Origin of the sequence: Dactylosporangium aurantiacum (assembly GCF_000716715.1) — a bacterium.
Classification (GTDB): domain Bacteria; phylum Actinomycetota; class Actinomycetes; order Mycobacteriales; family Micromonosporaceae; genus Dactylosporangium; species Dactylosporangium aurantiacum.
Genome location: NZ_JNYJ01000010.1, coordinates 67,596 through 85,217 on the forward strand (window position 1 = coordinate 67,596; position 17,622 = coordinate 85,217).

Here is a 17,622-nt window from a genome sequence, read left to right on the forward strand (position 1 = left end):
AAGGACGAGACCACACGTCGAACGATGGGAGTGACTAGTGAGCACGGACGAGCGCACGTACCTCGTGGTGCGCAACCACGAGGACCAGTACTCGATCTGGCCCGCCGGGCAGGACGTCCCGGCCGGCTGGGCCGCAGAAGGCTTCGACGGCCCGAAGGACGCCTGCCTGGCGCACATCGCCGAGGTGTGGACGGACCTGCGGCCGCTGAGCCTGCGTCGGGCCGCCGTCGTCGAGGGGGGTGTGCACGTTGGCTGAGATGGTGTACACGCCGCCGACGACCACCGACACGACCGAAGAGCCGCTCGCGGTGATCGGCATGAGCTGCCGCTTCGCCCCCGACCTCGACACCCCCGGCCAGCTGTGGGAGTTCCTGCGCGCCGGCCGCAGCGCGGTGGGCGAGATGCCCGCCCGGCGCTGGGACCCGTACGAGGCCGACCCGAAGACCCGCGCGATCTTGCGCCAGACGACCCGCAAGGGCTCGTTCATGCGCGACATCGAGGGCTTCGACGCGGAGTTCTTCCAGATCACGCCGCGCGAGGCCGAGTACATCGACCCGCAGCAGCGCATCATGCTGGAGATGGCCTGGGAGGCGCTCTGCGACGCCGGGCTGCCGCCGACGTCCCTCGCCGGCACCGACGCCGGGGTCTACGTGGCGGCCAACTCCAACGACTACGGCCGCCGCCTCCTGGAGGACCTGGACCGCACCAGCGCCTGGGCGGTCAACGGCACCACGTTCTACGGCATCGCCAACCGCATCTCGTACTTCCTGGACACCCACGGTCCGAGCATGGCGGTCGACACCGCCTGCGCCGGCTCCCTGACCGCGCTGCACGTGGCGTGCCAGAGCCTGCGCAGCGGCGAGACCAGCGTGGCGATCGTCGGCGGCATCAACATCATGTCCTCGCCGGCGCTCGTGGTGGCCCTCGACGCCGCCTCGGCGACCTCGCCTGACGGGCGCAGCAAGGCGTTCGACAAGGCCGCCGACGGCTACGGCCGCGGTGAGGGCGGCGGCGTCGTCATCCTCAAGCGCCTCTCCGACGCGGTCCGCGACGACGACCCGGTCTACGGCCTGGTCATGGGCAGCGGCGTGTTCCAGGACGGCCGCTCCGACGGGATGATGGCGCCCAACAGCGAGGCGCAGCAGCGGATGCTGGAGGAGACCTACCAGCGGGCCGGCATCGACCCGAACACGGTCCAGTACGTCGAGGCGCACGGCACGGGCACCCAGCTCGGCGACACCGCCGAGGCGCGGGCCATCGGCAGTGTCTTCGGCCCCGGCCGCGACAGCGACGACCCGCTGTTCATCGGCACGCTCAAGCCGAACGTGGGCCACGTCGAGGCCGCCTCCGGCATCGCCGGCGTCATCAAGGTGCTGCTCGGCATGCGCCACGGCGAGCTGCCGCCGAGCCCGCACGAGGAGGTCAACCCGGAGCTGGGCCTGGAGTCCAGCAAGATCCGGCTGGTCGACGAGCCCACGCCGTGGACCGGCGGCGAGCACGGCAAGCGGGCCGGCGTCTCCAGCTACGGCGTCGGCGGCTCGATCGCCCACGCCATCCTGCAGGAGCCGCCCGTCGTGCGGCACGAGGCCGACGGCCGGCACGGCGGCGCGGCGGACACCGCGCGCCCGTGGGTGTTCCCGGTGTCGGCCGCCGCCGGCCAGGGCGTGCGCGACCTCGCCGGCGCGGTCGCCGAGTGGGTGCGCGAGCACCCCGACGCCGACCTCGGCTCCCTGGCCCACACGCTGACCGAGCGCCGCTCGCACCTGGCGCACCGCGCCGCGATCGTCGCCGGCGACCGTGACGAGCTGCTCGCCGGCCTCGACGCGCTGGCCGGCGGGGACCACTCGGCGGCCGTCGCGATGGGCGCCGCGCGCACGTTCGGCGACACCGGTGCGCCCGGGCCGGTCTGGGTGTTCTCCGGGCACGGCGCCCAGTGGTCCGGCATGGGCCAGGAGCTGCTGCGCACCGAGCCGGCGTTCGCCCGCGTCATCGACGAGCTGGGCCCGGTCTTCGCCGAGGAGCTGGGCTGGACCCCGCGCGAGGCGATCGACGCCGGCGGCCCGTGGACGGTGACCCGCACCCAGGCGATGACCTTCGCGATGCAGGTCGCGCTCGCCGAGGTGTGGTCGGAGCTGGGCCTGAGCCCCGGCGCCGTGATCGGCCACTCGGTCGGCGAGATCGCCGCCTCGGTGGTGGCCGGCAGCCTGGACCGGGCCGACGCGGCCAGGTTCGCCTGCCGGCGGGCCCGGGCCCTGGAGCAGGTGGCCGGGCGCGGCGCGATGGCGATGGTGCCGCTCGCCTTCGACGAGGTCGAGCGGCGGCTCGCCGGCCGGGACGGCGTCGTGGCCGGGATCGCGGCCAGCCCGCTGTCCACGGTGATCTCCGGCGACGTCGGCGCGGTCGAGGCCGTGGTCGCCGAGCTGGAGACCGAGGGCATCAGGGCCCGCAAGGTCAACACCGACGTCGCGTTCCACAGCCCGCACGTCCGCGGGGCGGTCCTCGACGAGGTCCGCGCGGCGGCGGGCCAGCTGCACGCCCGTGCCCCGCAGGTGACCCTGTACAGCACCGCGCAGACCGACCCGCGCTCCGGCGCGCCCCGCGAGGGCGAGTACTGGGCGACGAACCTGGCCGAGCCGGTGCGCTTCAACCAGGCGGTGCGCGCCGCCCTGGACGACGGCAACCGGGTCTTCCTCGAGGTGTCCTCGCACCCCGTGGTGGCGCACTCGATCACCGAGACCGCGCTGGACGCCGGGATCGCCGACGCCCAGGTCGCCATCACCTTGCGCCGCGACGAGCCGGAGCAGCGCACCGCCGTGTTCAACCTGGCGAAGCTGCACTGCCTGGGCACGCCGGTGAGCTGGTCGTACCCGGGCGAGCTGGTGGACGTGCCGGCGGTGCGCTGGCAGCACCGGCCGTTCTGGATCTTCCCGGACACGCCGGACGAGCACAGCGCGGGCCGTGGCCACGACCCGGAGACGCACACGCTGATCGGCGGGTACACCACCGTCGCCAGCGCACCCGTGCAGCGGGTGTGGCAGACCGAGCTGGACATGACCAACCGGCCCTACGCCCAGTCGCACAAGGTCGTCGGGGTCGAGACGGTGCCCGCCTCGGTGGTGCTCAACTCGTTCATCGGCGCGGCCGCCGCGGCCAGCGAGGGCGACGTGCGGTTCGGGCTGCGCGACATCGTGTTCCGCATCCCCCTGGCGGCGCACCCGACCCGCGTGGTGCAGGTCGTCATGGAGCAGGACAAGGTGCGCCTCGCCAGCCGGATCAAGCGCGATGACAACGGCGGCGGCGTCCACGACGACGAGTGGCTGACCCACACCACCGCGACCGTGGTGCCGGAGCCGGTCGTCGGGGCCACCCCGATGGAGGACGTGGACGTCATCCGGGCCCGCTGCCCGGTGTCATGGACCTGGACGAAGGTCGACGACATCTTCCGGGCGATGGGCGTGGACGGCTACACCTTCCCCTGGGAGGTCGAGGAGCTGCTGCGCGGTGACGACGAGCAGATCGCGACCGTCACCGTGGACCACACGCCGAAGCGGCACCCGTCCAGCTGGACGGCGGTCGTCGACGCCGCGCTGACCGCCAGCGGCGTGCTGGTGATGACCGAGGACTCCACGGTGCTGCGCACCTGCTCGCACCTGGAGTCGCTGTCCTACCGCGGCGCGCCGCCGCCGCGCATCTACGTGCACACCACGCGCGACCCCCGTACACCCGACACCATCAACATGGTCGTGGCGGACGAGCGCGGCGAGGTCGTGTGCGAGGCGCGCGGGCTGCGCTACGTCAAGGTGCAGGACATCGGCTCGGGCGCGGTCGGCCCCCGCGACCTGGTGCACGAGCTGGCCTGGGAGCGGGTCACCATCCGCGACGACGCGCCCGCGCCGCGCCAGGCCCTGCTGGTCGGCCAGCCCGACGGCGCCGCCGGGCTGGTCGAGGCGCTCGCCGCGCAGGGCGTGGAGACCCGGGCGACGGCCGACCCGTCGGCGATCGGCGACGGCCTGCTGGCCGCCGGTGACGTGGTGATCGTCGCGCCGCCGGCGCTGCTGGACGGCGAGGCACCCGAGCAGGCGGCCCGGCGGTGCGCGCTCGCGCTCGTCGACGCCGTGCAGCGCATCGCGGAGATCCCCGACGAGCAGCGCCGGCCCACCGTGTGGGCGCTGACCCGCGGGGTCCGCGAGGGCCGGACCGAGGCCGCGCTGGCGCACGCCCCGCTGTGGGGTGCCGGCCGGATCGTCGCCGGGGAACGCCCCGACCTGTGGGGCGGCACGATCGACATCGGCGGCGACGGTGAGCTGGCCGAGGTGGCCGGCGTCATCGGTGCCCTGCCGCCCAACGAGGACGTGCTGTCCTGGACGCCGGACGGGCTGTTCGCGGCCCGGCTGCAGCGGGTCGAGCGGCCCGCCGAGCGGGAGCCGGTCGACTGCCGCCCCGACGGCACCTACCTGGTCACCGGCGGCCTCGGCGCGCTCGGTCTGGAGGCCGCGCGCTACCTGGTCGAGCAGGGTGCCCGGCGCCTGGTGCTGGTCGGCCGGCGGGGCCTGCCGCCGCGCTCGGAGTGGGACCAGGTCACCGACCCGGCGGTGGCGGCACAGGTCGCCGAGGTCGTCGCCCTCGAGGCGGCGGGTGCCACGGTACGGGTGCTGCGGCTGGACATCGCCGACCCGGAGGCGACGGCGAAGGCCCTCGACCCGGGCGCGCTGGACATGCCGCCGGTGCGTGGCATCGTGCACTGCGCCGGCGTGGTGTCCGACGCGCTGGTGGAGAAGACCGGCGCGGCGAACCTCGACACCACCATGGGGCCGAAGGCCGACGGCGCGATGGTCCTGCACCGGCTGTACCCGGCCGGGTCGCTGGACTTCTTCACGATGTTCTCCTCGTGCGGCCAGCTGGCCCGGCTCACCGGCCAGGTCAGCTACGCCTCGGCGAACTCGTTCCTGGACGCGCTCGCCGCGCTGCGGCGGGCCCAGGGCGAGGCCGGCGCGACCAGCTTCGCGTGGGCACAGTGGATCGGCCGCGGCATGGGCGAGACCACGGGCAAGGCGACGATCCTGGAGGCCGAGTCCCGTGGCCTGGGCGGCATCACCGTCACCGAGGCGCTGCGCAGCTGGAGCTACGCGGACCGGTACGGCCTGCCGTACGCCGCGGTGATGCGGGTGATGCCGGGCCACACGCTGCCGGTCTTCTCGCACCTGTCGGTCACCGACGCCGGCGCGCAGAGCGCCGCGGACGGTGCGGTGGACTGGTCCGCCGTGCCGGCCGGCGAGCTGCAGGAGAAGGTCCTCGCCGAGACGCACCAGCAGGTGGCGGCGGAGCTGAACCTGGCGCCGGAGGACATCGCGATCGACCGGCCGCTGCTGGAGCTCGGCGTCGACTCGGTGCTCACCGTGGCGCTGCGGGTGCGGCTGCACCGCTGCTTCGCGGTGGACCTGCCACCGACGATCCTGTGGAGCAACCCGACGGTCCGCGCGCTTGCCGCGTTCCTCGCCGGCGAGGTCGGCGGCGCGCAGGAGGAGGCCGCCGCGCCGGCGGACGCCGGTGACGCGCCGGTGGACGGCGAGCCGGAGACGAACGGCGGCGCCAGCCTGACCCGGCACGTGCCGCAGGTCCGGCTGGAGACCCCGGTGGCCGCCGGATGAGACCGGACCGGGGCGGAGATGATCTCGCCGCCCCGGTCCAACCCGGGCCCGGGACGGTGCGACCCACCCGTCCCGGGCCCGTTGTGTCCTCCACACACTGCACATACTCTGCCCGGCCGGCAATGCCGCTCTGACCTGCTAAGACGCGTCGTTTTGCCGCCCTGCAGTACAGATTTGGCGCAACAGTCGACAGGACACGGTGCAGGGTCCACGCTATGATGCTGGTAATGACTGTGGGGTCTGTAGAGCACAGCCTGCAGGTTCCTGCCCCGAGTGCGCGTGATGCGGCCACCGGCCCGCGAGGCACTCGTTCACGTTGACCCATCGAGGGGAAGCCGCTGATGGACAACTCCGAAGACCTCCGCGCCGACGACGTCGCGCAGCACGGTTGGGCACACGGCCGCCTGCCGCTGCCGACCGAAGGACGCGAGTGGCGACGGTTCGCGTCGGCGTGGGACGACCTGGTCCCGGACGCCTACCTGGGCCCCGCGCGGTGCCGCCGCAACCGGCGGTACGGCAGGGTGCTGGCGCACCGCGACGGCACGCTCGAGCCGCTCGTCGGCACCGAATTCTTCCAGAGCAAGCAGATCAACCGGGCGTTCGGCGACCAGCTGCGCGTCTTCGAGCCGCTGACCGACGAGGCCCTCGCCAGCACGCGGTTCACCGAGATCCTGCGCGAGTCCGTCGCGCTGGTCAACGAGGCCGCGGGCAAGCGCGACTGGGAGCTCGGCATCCACTTCATCCGCGTGATCGCCGACGCCGACGAGGCCTCCGAGCCCGCGCCCGAGGGCCGGCACCGCGACGGCCACGAGTACGTGGCGATCCACCTGATCGACCGGCACCACTGCGTCGGGGGCGAGAGCCAGGTCTTCCGGCGCGGTGAGGAGCGGGCGCAGCACCGCGTCACGATGACCGAGCCGCTGGAGGCGCTGGTGCTGTCCGACACGACGATGGAGCACGCCGTCAGCGAGATCCGCACCGAGCAGGAGTGCGAGTGCGGCTGGCGCGACACCCTGATCGTCGACTTCAACACGGTCTCCGACCTCACCGAGGTGGCGGGGCGCACACACAGCTCGCTGCAGTGATTGGAGGGTTCCATGAGCCAGGTTTCAGACCGTCCGGTGCTCGTCCCCGGCGCGTACGACCGTCTCGTGCAGCGGCTGCCCGGCACGACGGCACAACCGGACTTCTGCCTCATCGGCATCGACGACCTGCTCAACAACCGCGCCACGACCGGCACGGGTGACCTGGACGCCGGCCGGCTGAACGCGTGGGGCAACTCGTTCCCGTCGCGGGAGCTGCCCGAGCCCGGCGCCGTCATCGAGATCGCCGGCATCCCGTTCGTGTGGCCCGACGCCAACCCCGACGGCGACAACGTGCGCTCCGAGGGGCAGGTCATCGACATCCCTCCCGGCCGCTACGACTGGATCTACCTGCTGGCCGCCTCCGAGCGGCGCAGCGAGGACACGCTGTGGGTGCACTACGACGACGGGCACGCCGACCCGCTGCGGGTCGGGGTCTCGGACTTCCTGGACGGCACGCCGGCCTTCGGTGAGCTGCCCGCGTTCCGCACCGCGCGGATGCACTACCCGCACCACGTCCAGGAGCGCCTGCCCACCACCATGTGGCTGGCCAGGGTCGGGATGCCCCGGCGCGGGCGCGCCCAGGCGCTGCGGCTGCCGCGCCTGGTGGCCCTGCACGTCTTCGCGATCACCCTGGTGACCGGCATCGACGTGCGTCTCGCCGACGGCGCCGACGGGCGTTTCGCGGGCGGTGCCGACGCGCGCCTCGCGGGCGGTGCGGCCGCATGACGAGCACCGCGACCCCTGTCGAGCTGTGGACCCGCGACCTCGGCAGCTGCCTGCACGGCACGCTCGCCACCGTGCTGCTGCACGACGGACACGACCCGGTGACCGTGCTCGGTGCGCCGTGGGAGTTCCGCCGCCGCCCGGGCGCCTGGACCACCGAGGAGTACTACTTCCACGCCGAGCCGGACTCCCTCGCCGGCCGGCTCGCGCTGTTCCACCCGTTCGAGTCGACGTGGCACCGCAGCGGCGGCGATCCCCGCGACGGCACGGGCGACGGCCTGGACGAGCTGCGCGACGCCCTCGCCGCGGGCGTGCTGCCGATCGCCGCGGTGGACAACTACCACCTGCCGTTCCGCCCCGCCTTCCACGACGTGCACGCCGCGCACCTGCTGGTGGTGTACCGCATCACCGACACCCACGTGTACGTCTCCGACGCACAGCCGCCGGCCTTCCAGGGACCGATCCCGATCGCCGACTTCCTCAACAGCTGGGGCTCGGCCAACCCCGCCGACGACGCCGACGTGTTCTTCAGCTCCAGCCCGAGCGACCGGCGCTGGCTGCACGCCCGCATGGACGGCCCGCCGCCGCAGGCCGGCCTGGAGTGGCTCGCCGGCGTGCTCCGCGACAACGTCACCCGCTACCGGCAGCCGTCCCCGCCCGGCACCCAGACCGGGGTGGAGGGGCTGCGGCAGTACCTCGCCGAGCTGTGCGCGCTGGAGCCCGGCTCGGCCGCGGCCGGCGAGGCGCTCAGCGAGCTGTACGTGATCAGCTGGAACATCCAGGCCCAGGCCGGGCTGCACGCGGAGTTCCTGCGGGCGCAGAGCCTGCGGTGGCGCATCCCGGAGCTCGCCGAGGCCGCGGCCCGCGTCGATGCCGTCGCGCACGGCTGGACCGGGGTGCGGATGACCGGCGCGCACTCGCGCGTCTGGGGGCGGCACCGCTTCGACGAGCTGCGCGCGCACGGCACCGAGCTGGTCCGCCGGCTCGAGGTCGCGCTGGAGCAGCTGGACCTGGCCGCCGACGCCGTGCACCGGCAGATCGAGGAGGGGCACCGTGGACACCACTGAACTGCCGATCGCCGTGGTCGCCTCCCGGGTACGCCGGGAGGAGCGGCTGATCCTGCAGACGATGCACCGCCGCGGGCTGCGCTTCGAGCACGTCGACCCGCGCCGCCTGACGGTGCTGCTGGCCGATGGGCGGCCACCGTTCCGCGCGGCGCTCATGCGCGAGGTCAGCCACAGCCGGGCCAGCTCGGTCGCCTCCACCCTCGCCGCGCTCGGGGTCCCGACGCTGAACCGGCCCGAGGTCCTGGACACGTGCGGCGACAAGCTGCGCACGGCGCTGGCGTTCCACCGCGAAGGGCTGCCGATCCCGCAGGCGGCCGTCGCGTGGGGTACCCCCGCCGCCCTGGACGCGATGCCCAAGCTGGGCTATCCGGTGGTGGTGAAACCGGTGACCGGCTCGTGGGGGCACCTGACGGCCCGGGTGTACGACGAGGAGCAGGGCCGCACCGTGCTGGAGCACCGCGCCGCCCTGCCCAACCCGCAGCAGCACGTGTTCTACCTGCAGGAGCACATCGACAAGCCCGGCCGCGACATCAAGTCCTACGTCGCCGGCGGCGAGGTGGTCTGCGCCATCTACAAGAACGCGGTCGACGACTGGCGCACCAACACCGCCATCGGCGGCGCGCCGACCCCGTGCCCGATCACCGCCGAGCTCAACGACCTCGCGGTCGCGGCGGCGCGGGCGGTCGGCGGTGGCTTCCTCGGCGTCGACATCCTGATCGACCAGCAGGGGCGGATGTTCGCCAACGAGGTCAACCACACCCCCGAGTTCCACGGCGCGATCGACGCGACCGGGGTGGACGTGGCGGGCTGCATCGTCGACTGGCTGGTGGCCGCGCTGGAAGAGATGGAGCGCTGATGGGACCGGCACTGCTCGCACTGTGGAGCGCGCCGCGCTCCAGGTCCACCGTGTTCTTCAGGATGATGCTGGAGCGCGACGACCTGCTGCCGCTGCACGAGCCGTTCTGCAACATCGCCAACGACGGCCGCACCGAGGCCGGCGACCGGGTGGTCACCTCCAGCGGCGAGCTGGTCGACGTGCTGCTGGCGCTCGCCGGGCAGCGCACGGTGTTCTTCAAGGACACCACCGACTGCGAGTACGACACCGTGTTCGACCGCCAGGACTTCCTCAAGGGCGGGCGGCACACGTTCCTGCTGCGGCACCCGCGGGAGATCATCCCGTCGTACGCGGCGATCAAGCCCGACATGGCGCTGCGCGAGGTCGGCGTCGAGTACCTGTGGCGCCTCCACCAGGCGGTGCTGGACGCCGGCGGTGAGCCGGTGGTCGTCGACTCCGACGACTTCGTCGACCAGCCGGAGCGGACCGCCCGGGCGTACTGTGCGGCGGTCGGGCTGCCGTTCCGTGACGACATACTGCACTGGCAGCCGGGGGAGCGGTCCGAGTGGCGCCAGTCAGCGCGTTGGCACACCGACGTCAGCAACAGCTCGACCGTGCGGCGCACGGAGCGCGCCTACGACCGGACCGTCGAGACGGATCCCTTGCTGCGTAGGTATTACGAGCACCACCTGCCGTTCTACGAGCAGCTGTGGGATCGACGGATCCGGATCTGATCCGGCGCGCAGCGGTTGCCGCCCCCGGTGCCCGAGGCTACTGTAGCCTTATTCGACACTCGACATATACGACATGCACAGGCGATATCGAGAGGCATGGTCGATGATTATCTCAACGCCGCCGTTCTGTCCGGTGCAGTTCGACGACCCGGATCTGCTCCGGTCCGCTTTCCACGCCACGACCGACATGCACGCGCTGTGGGCGCACCTGCGTGAGGTGGCCCCGGTGTACAAGGCGGATCCGGGCGGCGGGCGGGAGCAGTTCTGGGTCGTGACCAGGCACGCCGACGTGAGCCGCGTGCTGCGCAGCCACACGGAGTTCTCCTCCCGGCGCGGCACGATCCTCAGCGTGCTCGACCTGAACACGCCGGACATCGCCACCGACGACATGCTCGCCGACACCGACCCGCCGCGGCACCGGGAGCTGCGCGAGCCGCTCAACCACGCGTTCGCCCCGTCGCTGGTCGCCACGCACGACAAGCTCATCCGCGGGCTGGCGCGCGACGCGATCCAGCGGGCGCTGGACGCCGACGTCTACGACATCGCCCACGACACGATGATGTTCGCGATGTCGATCACCGGCACGCTCATGGGGCTGCCCCCGGAGTCCTGGGAGCGGCTGATGCACGTGGTGATGATGACGATCGCCTACGAGGACCCGACATACGCGGCCGGCAACGCGATGGCCACCGTCCGCCAGGCGCGGCACCAGATGTTCGAGGCGTTCAAGGAGCAGTTCGCGCTGCGCACCCGCGACGACGAGCATCCCGACGCGATCGGCATCATGCGGCAGATGGACCTGTCCGAGGGCCCGATGACGGAGCAGCAGGCCATGGTCAACGGCTACGTGCTGCTCATCGGCGCCAACGTGACCACCCCGCACACCCTGTGCACCCTGTTCACGCAGATGGCCGAGCACCCGGACCAGTTCGAGCGGCTGCGGCACCACCCGGAGGACCTGCAGATCGCCCTCGCCGAGGTGCTGCGCTGGGCGTCGCCGGTCACCGCGCTCATGCGGTACGCGATCCAGGACGTGGAGCTGCAGGGCCAGACGATCCGGGCCGGCGAGCCGGTCAGCGCCTGGCTCGGCTCGGCGAACCGCGACGAGCGCGTCTTCGACGATCCCTACACCTTCGACCTGACCCGCCGGCCGAACCGGCACGTGGCGTTCGGTGTCGGGCCGCACTACTGCATCGGCGCCGGCATGGCGAAGGTGACCCTGCAGATCTTCATGGAGGAGCTGCTGGACATGGTGGAGACCGTCGAGATCGCCGGCGAGGTGCAGCACGTCGCGTCGCACTTCGTGCCCGGGTACAAGAGCCTCCCGGTGCGCTTCACGCCGCGCAAGACCGTGGCGGCCGCCCGGTGAGTGGGTCCGTGAGCGCGCAGCAGACGTACCGGAGTGACGCCCCGCTGTGGTTCGACCGGCGGTTCCAGTCCGCCACCGCGACGCACAGCCTGTACTGCTTCCCGTTCGCGGGCGGCTCCGCCACCTACTACGCGGCGTGGGACCGGTACTTCACCGGCCGGGTGGAGCTGGTGCCGGTGCAGCTGCCGGGGCGCGGCGCGCGGATGACCGAGCCGCCGGCCACCGACCTGTGCGCCCTCGCCGACGAGCTGGCCGAGGCCATCGCCGGCGAGCCGACCGAGGCGGTGCTGTTCGGCCACAGCATGGGCGCCATCATCGCGTTCGAGGTCGGCCGGCGGCTCACCGCCATGGGACGGCCCGCCCGGCACCTGTTCGTGACCGGCCGGCCGGCGCCGCCGATCGTGCGGCCGCGGGAGCCGGTCAGCGGCCTGCCGCGCGCCGAGTTCCTGCAGGTGCTGCGCGACTACGGCGCCGCCGACGAGGCCGTGTTCGCCCATGACGACCTGCTGGACCTGCTCATCCCGATGATCCGGGCGGACTTCGCGATGATCGAGAACTACCGGCGCCGGCCCGGGCCGCGGCTGACCTGCCCGGTCACCGCGTGGTGCGGGGACGACGACCCCGGGGTGCCGCCGTCAGCGATGGTGCCGTGGGGCGACGAGACGTCCGGGCCGTTCACCCTGACGGTGCTGCCGGGTGGGCACTTCTTCCTGACCGAGCACCACGCCCAGGTCCTGCGCGGCGTGACCACCGCGATCCGGGGCCTCTGAACGCCGCCGTTGCCATCGCGGCGTCGCCGCCCCTATCTGAGCCGCCGCTGTTCTTGAGCCGCTGTCGTAAGGAGGCAGAGCATGGATTTCGATGTGCCACAGGAGACCGCCGACTTCGCCGCGGAGGTGGACGCGGTGCTGCGCTCGCCGGAGACGGCACGGCTGCTGCAGGACGTGCGGGCCCGGCGCGACGGCATGGATGGTGACGTCCGCCCGCTGTACCGGCACCTCGGCGCCGCCGGCATCCTCGCGCCCTCGTGGCCCGTCGAGTACGGCGGCCGCGGCCTGGACTACACCGCGACCGTGACCCTGCTCGAGCAGCTCGTCGCCCGCGGGATCCCGCAGAACCTGTACTGCATCTCGGTGCAGAACGTCGGCTCGCTGATCCTGGCCTCCGGCGACGAGGAGCAGCGCCGCACGCTGCTGCCGGCGATGGCGAGCGCGCAGACGACCGCGTGCATCCTGTTCACCGAGCCGACGAACGGCTCCGACCTCGCCGCGCTGACCACCACCGCGGTCCGCGACGGCGACGGCTGGGTGATCAACGGGCGCAAGACGTACAACCTCAAGAGCGCCTACGCCGACTTCGCGCTCATCGCGGTGCGCACCGACCCGCAGGCCAGCCAGTACGAGGGCATCACGCTCTTCCTCGTGCCGCTGGACGCGCCCGGCGTGGTCATCCGGCCGATCCCGAGCATGGCCAACGAGCAGTTCCACGACATCTGGTTCACCGACGTGCGGGTCGACGACTCGGCGGTGTTCGGCCGGGCCGGCGCCGGCTGGTCGCTGATCACCCAGATGTTCGCCGCGGAGCGCACCGGCCTGGACTACTACGCCCGGGGCCGGCACTGGCTGAACATGATCGCCGACCGCCTCGGCGAGCACGGCGACCGGGTGGGCCTGGCCCGCTACCGGACCCGGCTCGCCGCCAGCAAGCTGCTCAGCTGCCAGGTCATGCAGAACCTGCAGGAGGGCAACGCCGACATCGCCGAGTCGTCCTTCGCCAAGTGGCACTGCAGCGAGACCGCGCAGCGCGTCGCCTGGTGGAGCCTGGACGCGCTCGGCCCCGACGCGCTGGTCCCGGGGCCGGACACCGGCGACCGCATCCTGGAGGCCGCGCTGCGCGAGGCGCCCGGCGTGACCATCTCCGGCGGGGCGTCCGAGGTGATGCTGGACATCCTCAGCAGCGCGAGGGTGAGCGCCGCCGGCGGCGCGCCCGGCCCGCGCCTGGATCCGTTGCAGGCGCGCCTGCGTGACGCGGTGGACGCCGTGCTGACCCACACCGGCGACCTGTCCGCCCAACTGGCGACGATCGGGGTGCCGGCGCTCAACGCACCGGAGCGGCTCGGCGGGCTGGCCCTGGGCCTCACCGCCGACATCGTCGTCAACGAGCGGCTCGGGTACGCCCTGCAGCCGCTGAGCGCCTACCGGGAGACCGCGTTCGCCCTGGACCTGCTCGCCGACGCGGACCTGCCGGCGGAGACCGTCGCCGCGCTGTACGAGGGCACCCACCACGCCGTGCTCGTCGGCGCCCGGGCCGCCGCCGGTGTCGCCGGTGTCCCCGGCGGCGGCGGTGCCGGCGTGCGGGTCAAGGCCGACGGCACGGTGTGGGGCGAGGGCGGCACGGTCTGGGGCGAATCGGAGCCGTTGCCGCGCGGCAACCCGGGCCTGTGCCTGGTGCACGCCGCCGCCGACGACGGCCGCAACGGCTGGCACCTGGTGCTCCCCGACCCCGGCACCACGCTGGTCGAGGCGTTCGAGCACTTCGGCACGCCCGCCACCCGGATCCGCTTCGACGGCGCCACCGCCGCGCCGCTGCCGGTGACCGCGGCGCACTGGGAGCGCGCGCTCGCCGCCGCCCGGATCCGCCAGGCCGCGCTGCTGCTGGGGATGGCCGACCGGATTCTCGAGGTGGCCCGTACCCACGTCAACACCCGGGTCCAGTCCGGCCGGCCGCTCGTGGAACGCCAGACCGTCGCCCACCGGCTGGCGGTGCTCATGGGCGAGGCGGACGGCTGGCGGCTGGTGCTGCACAAGGCCGCCTGGGACCACGACCGCGACGAGCCCACGACGGCGGCGGCGCTGCTGGCCGCCGTCGCCGAGCACGCCCAGGCCGCCAGCCGCACCGCCCTGCAGCTGCACGGTGTGCGCGGCATGCTGGCCCACTCGACCACGGTGACCGCGTACCGGCAGGTGGCCGTCGAGTCGCTGCGCCTGGGCAGCCCGGCCGCCCTGTGGCAGGTCGCCGCCGTCACCGCCCGGTAGCGACGGGGTTGCGTGAGACGAACGGTCGTGCTTTTCTTAGCGCATGGGGAAGGGTGAGGAGACCCGCCTCGCGGTGCTGGACGAGGCCGCGCGGGTGGCCCGTGCCGTCGGGCTCGGCGGGCTGACCATCGGCACGCTCGCCGAGCGCACGGCGCTGTCCAAGAGCGGGCTCTTCGGGCACTTCAAGTCCAAGGAGTCGCTGCAGCTGCAGGTCCTGCAGCACGCCAGGGCGCGGTTCGTGGACCTGGTGGTCCGGCCCGCGCTCGCGGCGCCGCGGGGGGAGCCGCGGCTGCGCGTGCTCTTCGACGGCTGGCTGCGGTGGGAGGGGGCGCCCGGCGGGTGCCTCTTCGTGACCGCCGCGGCCGAGTTCCACCACCAGCCCGGGGCCGTGCGCGACGAGGTCGTGCGCGGTGAGCGGGACATGTGCGACATGGTCGCCACGATGTTCCGCGCCGGCGTCGCCGACGGCGCGTTCCGCCAGGACACCGACCCCGACCAGGCCGCGTACGGGTTCAACGGCATCCTGCTCGCCTTCCACCAGGCCTTCCATCTGCTCGAGGACGAGCGGGCCGAGCCGCGGGCCCGGCAGGCCCTCGAGGACCTGTTCGACCGCGTCCGCGCCTGACCCCGCGACCGCGCCTGACCCGATCCCGCACCTGACCCGCGGCCGCAGCCGGCCCGATCCCGCACCTGCCGTCCGCCGGTGGTCCGCCGGCCGGCGTCGCCACCACCGCACCCACCCCGAGGAGTCCCATGGCAGTCGAGGCCGTAGCAGCGACACAGAAAAGCACGAACGATCGGTTTTTTCAGGCGCCGCGGCCGGTGCGGCTCGCCTTCCGGATCCTGGAACGGGCCACGCCCGCGCTCGGTGCGCGGTGGGCCGAGCGGATCTGGTTCCGGCTGCCGAAGCGGGCCGTCCGGGCCGCCCGGACCGCCCGGGCCGCCGGCACCCCGCTGCCGCCGGGGCGGCCGTTCACCGTCAAGGCCGGCGCCGCGGACGTCGCCGGGGTCGCCTGGGGTGAGGGGCCCGCGGTGTACCTGCTGCACGGCTGGGCCGGGCACCGCGGCCAGCTGGAGCCCTTCGTGCCGGGCCTCGTGGGCCGGGGCTTCACCGTGGTGGCCTTCGACGCGCCGAGCCACGGCCGGTCCGGGCCGGGCGCGTACGGGCCCAGGTCGTCGTCGATCCCGGAGTTCGCCGCGGCGCTCGAGGCCGCCGTCGCCGCGCACGGGCCCGCGGAGGGCATCGTCGCGCACTCGCTCGGCTCGGTCGCGGCGGCCGTCGCGCTGTGCGACGGGCTGCGGGCCGGCCGGGTCGTGATGATCGCGCCGATGGCCAGCCCCGCCTCGTACGCCGAGTACTTCGCCAGGGTGCTCGGGTTCGGCCCGCGCGTGCTGTCCCGGCTCAACCGGCGGGTCGAGCGGCGCGTCGGCGCGCCGATGCGCCACTTCGACGTGCCGGAACTGGGGCGGGCCGTCCTGATGCCGCCGACGCTGATCGTGCACGACCGCGCCGACCGGTCCATCCCCGTCGCCGACGGCATCGCGATCGCCGAGGCGTGGCCGACCGCGACGCTGCGGATCACCGAAGGGCTCGGGCACCGCGGGCTGCTGCGCGAGCCGCAGGTGGTCGGCGCCGTGGTCGACTTCATCGACGGCAAGGAGCCCGGCGAGGGCGCGCCACCCGCGGGCAGGGCGGCGGCCGCCGAAGGGTAGCCCCCGCGGATGCACCGAGGGGCATCGACCGTATACCCTCGGTGCCGACGACGCGGGTCGATGGAAGGTGGCGTGGTGCGGGTGCGGGACGTTTCCGGGGACGGCGACCGGCGGCTCGGCGAGCCCGCGTCTTGACGCACCTGTCCGACCCGCGGCGGTCGCGCGTGGTGCTGGTCGGGTCCAGCACCTACGACAACTTCCCGGCCATCCCGGCGGTCACCAACAACCTCACCGCCCTGCGGGACGTCCTCATCGACCCGCAGCGGTGGGGGCTGGACCCCGACGCGTGCCGGGTCGTGCACAACCCGGAGACCCCGCGCGACGTCCACGCCGTGATGCGCCGCGCCGCGGCCGAGGTCGACGTGTCAGGGCTGCTGCTGCTGTACTTCGCCGGGCACGGTGTGATCGACCCGGACACCGGCGTGCTGCACCTCGCGGTCGGCCAGACGATGCCGGACTCGGCGTACTCCAGCGCCGTGCCGTTCGACTGGGTGCGCCGCCTGGTGCAGGGCAGCCGCAGCGCGCACCGCGTCGTCATCCTCGACTGCTGCTACGCCGGGCGGGCCATCCCCGGTCTCGGCGCCGCCGACGACGCCGCGCTCGCCACCCAGGTCGAGATCGACCGTAGCTGCGTGCTGGTCGCCGCGTCCGGCAACCGGGTCGCCCTGGCGCCGCCCGACGAGCCGCTCACCGCGTTCACCGGCGTGCTCGTCGAGCTGCTGCGCGACGGCGTCGACGGCGGGCCGCAGCTGCTGGACCTCGGCACCCTGCACGACGAGATCCGGCGGGTCCAGCGCGCCCGCGGCCGGCCGATCCCGGAGCTGCGCGCCCGCAACGGCGGCGACCGCATCCCGCTGGTCGTCAACGCCCGCCGGGCGGCCCGGCCGGCGGACGTGCCGGCCCGGCCGTCGCGCACCGAGTCGCCGCGGCCCGACAGCTCCCTCGTCGGGCGGGTCCTGCGCGGCGGCGCCGGCGGCGCCGACCCGGAGCTCGACGGGGCCGTCGCGATCCTCGCCCACTCCCCGATCGAGGGCGCGATCGGCGTGCGGCTCGACCGCCCCGCGACCCGCTCACCCGCGCACGTGCTCGGCGACGAGCTGGCCGGGTCGCTGCACGTGCCGGCCGTCCTGGACGGCGGGCCGGTCCGCGACGTGGTGCTGCTGCTGGCCGTGCTGCGCCCCGGCGCCGCCGCGCCGGACGGCTGGCGGGTCCTCGGGCGGGACCTCGTCGTCATGCCCCTGGATGCCGATCCCGCGCGGGCGGAGTCGGTGGTCGCCGCCGCGTACCTGTTCGTCGGCTACCTCGGCTGGCGTCCCCAGCAGCTGGAGGGCGAGCTGGCCACCGGTGACCTCGTCGACACCGGCACCGACCTCGCCGCCTGGCTCAGCGATCCGCCGCAGGGCTGGTGACGGC

The 17,622-nt window shown here is 73.8% G+C and carries 13 protein-coding genes; all 13 read left to right on the plus strand.

The genetic code is table 11. The features are described from left to right. Positions 1–37: 37 nt before the first annotated feature. A complete protein-coding gene (locus tag OP18_RS14080; RefSeq protein ID WP_033359313.1) occupies positions 38–256 on the plus strand; it encodes an MbtH family protein in 219 nt (72 codons plus the stop codon). A 1-nt stretch (position 257) separates the two neighbouring features. Beyond that, complete coding sequence (locus OP18_RS14085) at positions 258–5,648, plus strand: type I polyketide synthase (RefSeq protein ID WP_063745508.1); 5,391 nt, start codon at positions 258–260, stop codon at positions 5,646–5,648. 341 nt (positions 5,649–5,989) lie between these two features. Continuing rightward, positions 5,990–6,733: a 2OG-Fe dioxygenase family protein gene (locus OP18_RS52450; protein WP_052386695.1), complete on the plus strand. Its 744-nt coding sequence runs from the start codon at positions 5,990–5,992 to the stop codon at positions 6,731–6,733. Between the two features lie 12 nt (positions 6,734–6,745). Continuing rightward, entirely contained in the window at positions 6,746–7,459 is a 714-nt protein-coding gene (locus OP18_RS14095; protein WP_156089511.1) for a hypothetical protein, read from the plus strand. Then, complete coding sequence (locus tag OP18_RS14100; protein WP_052386697.1) at positions 7,456–8,523, plus strand: BtrH N-terminal domain-containing protein; 1,068 nt, start codon at positions 7,456–7,458, stop codon at positions 8,521–8,523. Before OP18_RS14095 ends, OP18_RS14100 begins: the two co-directional genes overlap by 4 nt. Next, positions 8,510–9,379 carry a lysine biosynthesis protein LysX gene (gene lysX / locus OP18_RS14105; RefSeq protein WP_052386698.1) on the plus strand — a complete coding sequence of 290 codons (870 nt, stop codon included), beginning with the start codon at positions 8,510–8,512 and terminating at the stop codon, positions 9,377–9,379. Before OP18_RS14100 ends, lysX begins: the two co-directional genes overlap by 14 nt. Continuing rightward, positions 9,379–10,092 carry a sulfotransferase-like domain-containing protein gene (locus OP18_RS14110; protein WP_033359314.1) on the plus strand — a complete coding sequence of 238 codons (714 nt, stop codon included), beginning with the start codon at positions 9,379–9,381 and terminating at the stop codon, positions 10,090–10,092. Before lysX ends, OP18_RS14110 begins: the two co-directional genes overlap by 1 nt. A gap of 103 nt (positions 10,093–10,195) precedes the next feature. Further along, a complete protein-coding gene (locus OP18_RS14115; protein WP_033359315.1) occupies positions 10,196–11,461 on the plus strand; it encodes a cytochrome P450 in 1,266 nt (421 codons plus the stop codon). Between the two features lie 8 nt (positions 11,462–11,469). After that, entirely contained in the window at positions 11,470–12,231 is a 762-nt protein-coding gene (locus OP18_RS14120; RefSeq protein ID WP_052386699.1) for a thioesterase II family protein, read from the plus strand. Between the two features lie 81 nt (positions 12,232–12,312). Beyond that, the gene (locus tag OP18_RS59600; protein ID WP_211273544.1) at positions 12,313–14,496 is read left to right on the plus strand and encodes an acyl-CoA dehydrogenase family protein; all 2,184 of its coding nucleotides are present in this window, start codon (positions 12,313–12,315) and stop codon (positions 14,494–14,496) included. Positions 14,497–14,539: 43 nt separating this feature from the next. Continuing rightward, a complete protein-coding gene (locus OP18_RS14135; protein WP_033359316.1) occupies positions 14,540–15,121 on the plus strand; it encodes a TetR/AcrR family transcriptional regulator in 582 nt (193 codons plus the stop codon). Between the two features lie 197 nt (positions 15,122–15,318). Further along, positions 15,319–16,209, plus strand: a complete 891-nt coding sequence (locus OP18_RS14140; RefSeq protein WP_052386700.1) for an alpha/beta fold hydrolase — start codon at positions 15,319–15,321, stop codon at positions 16,207–16,209. A 131-nt stretch (positions 16,210–16,340) separates the two neighbouring features. Then, positions 16,341–17,618 (plus strand): YqgE/AlgH family protein, encoded by a 1,278-nt coding sequence (locus OP18_RS52455; protein ID WP_052386701.1) that lies wholly within the window; start codon positions 16,341–16,343, stop codon positions 17,616–17,618. Positions 17,619–17,622 lie beyond the last annotated feature (4 nt).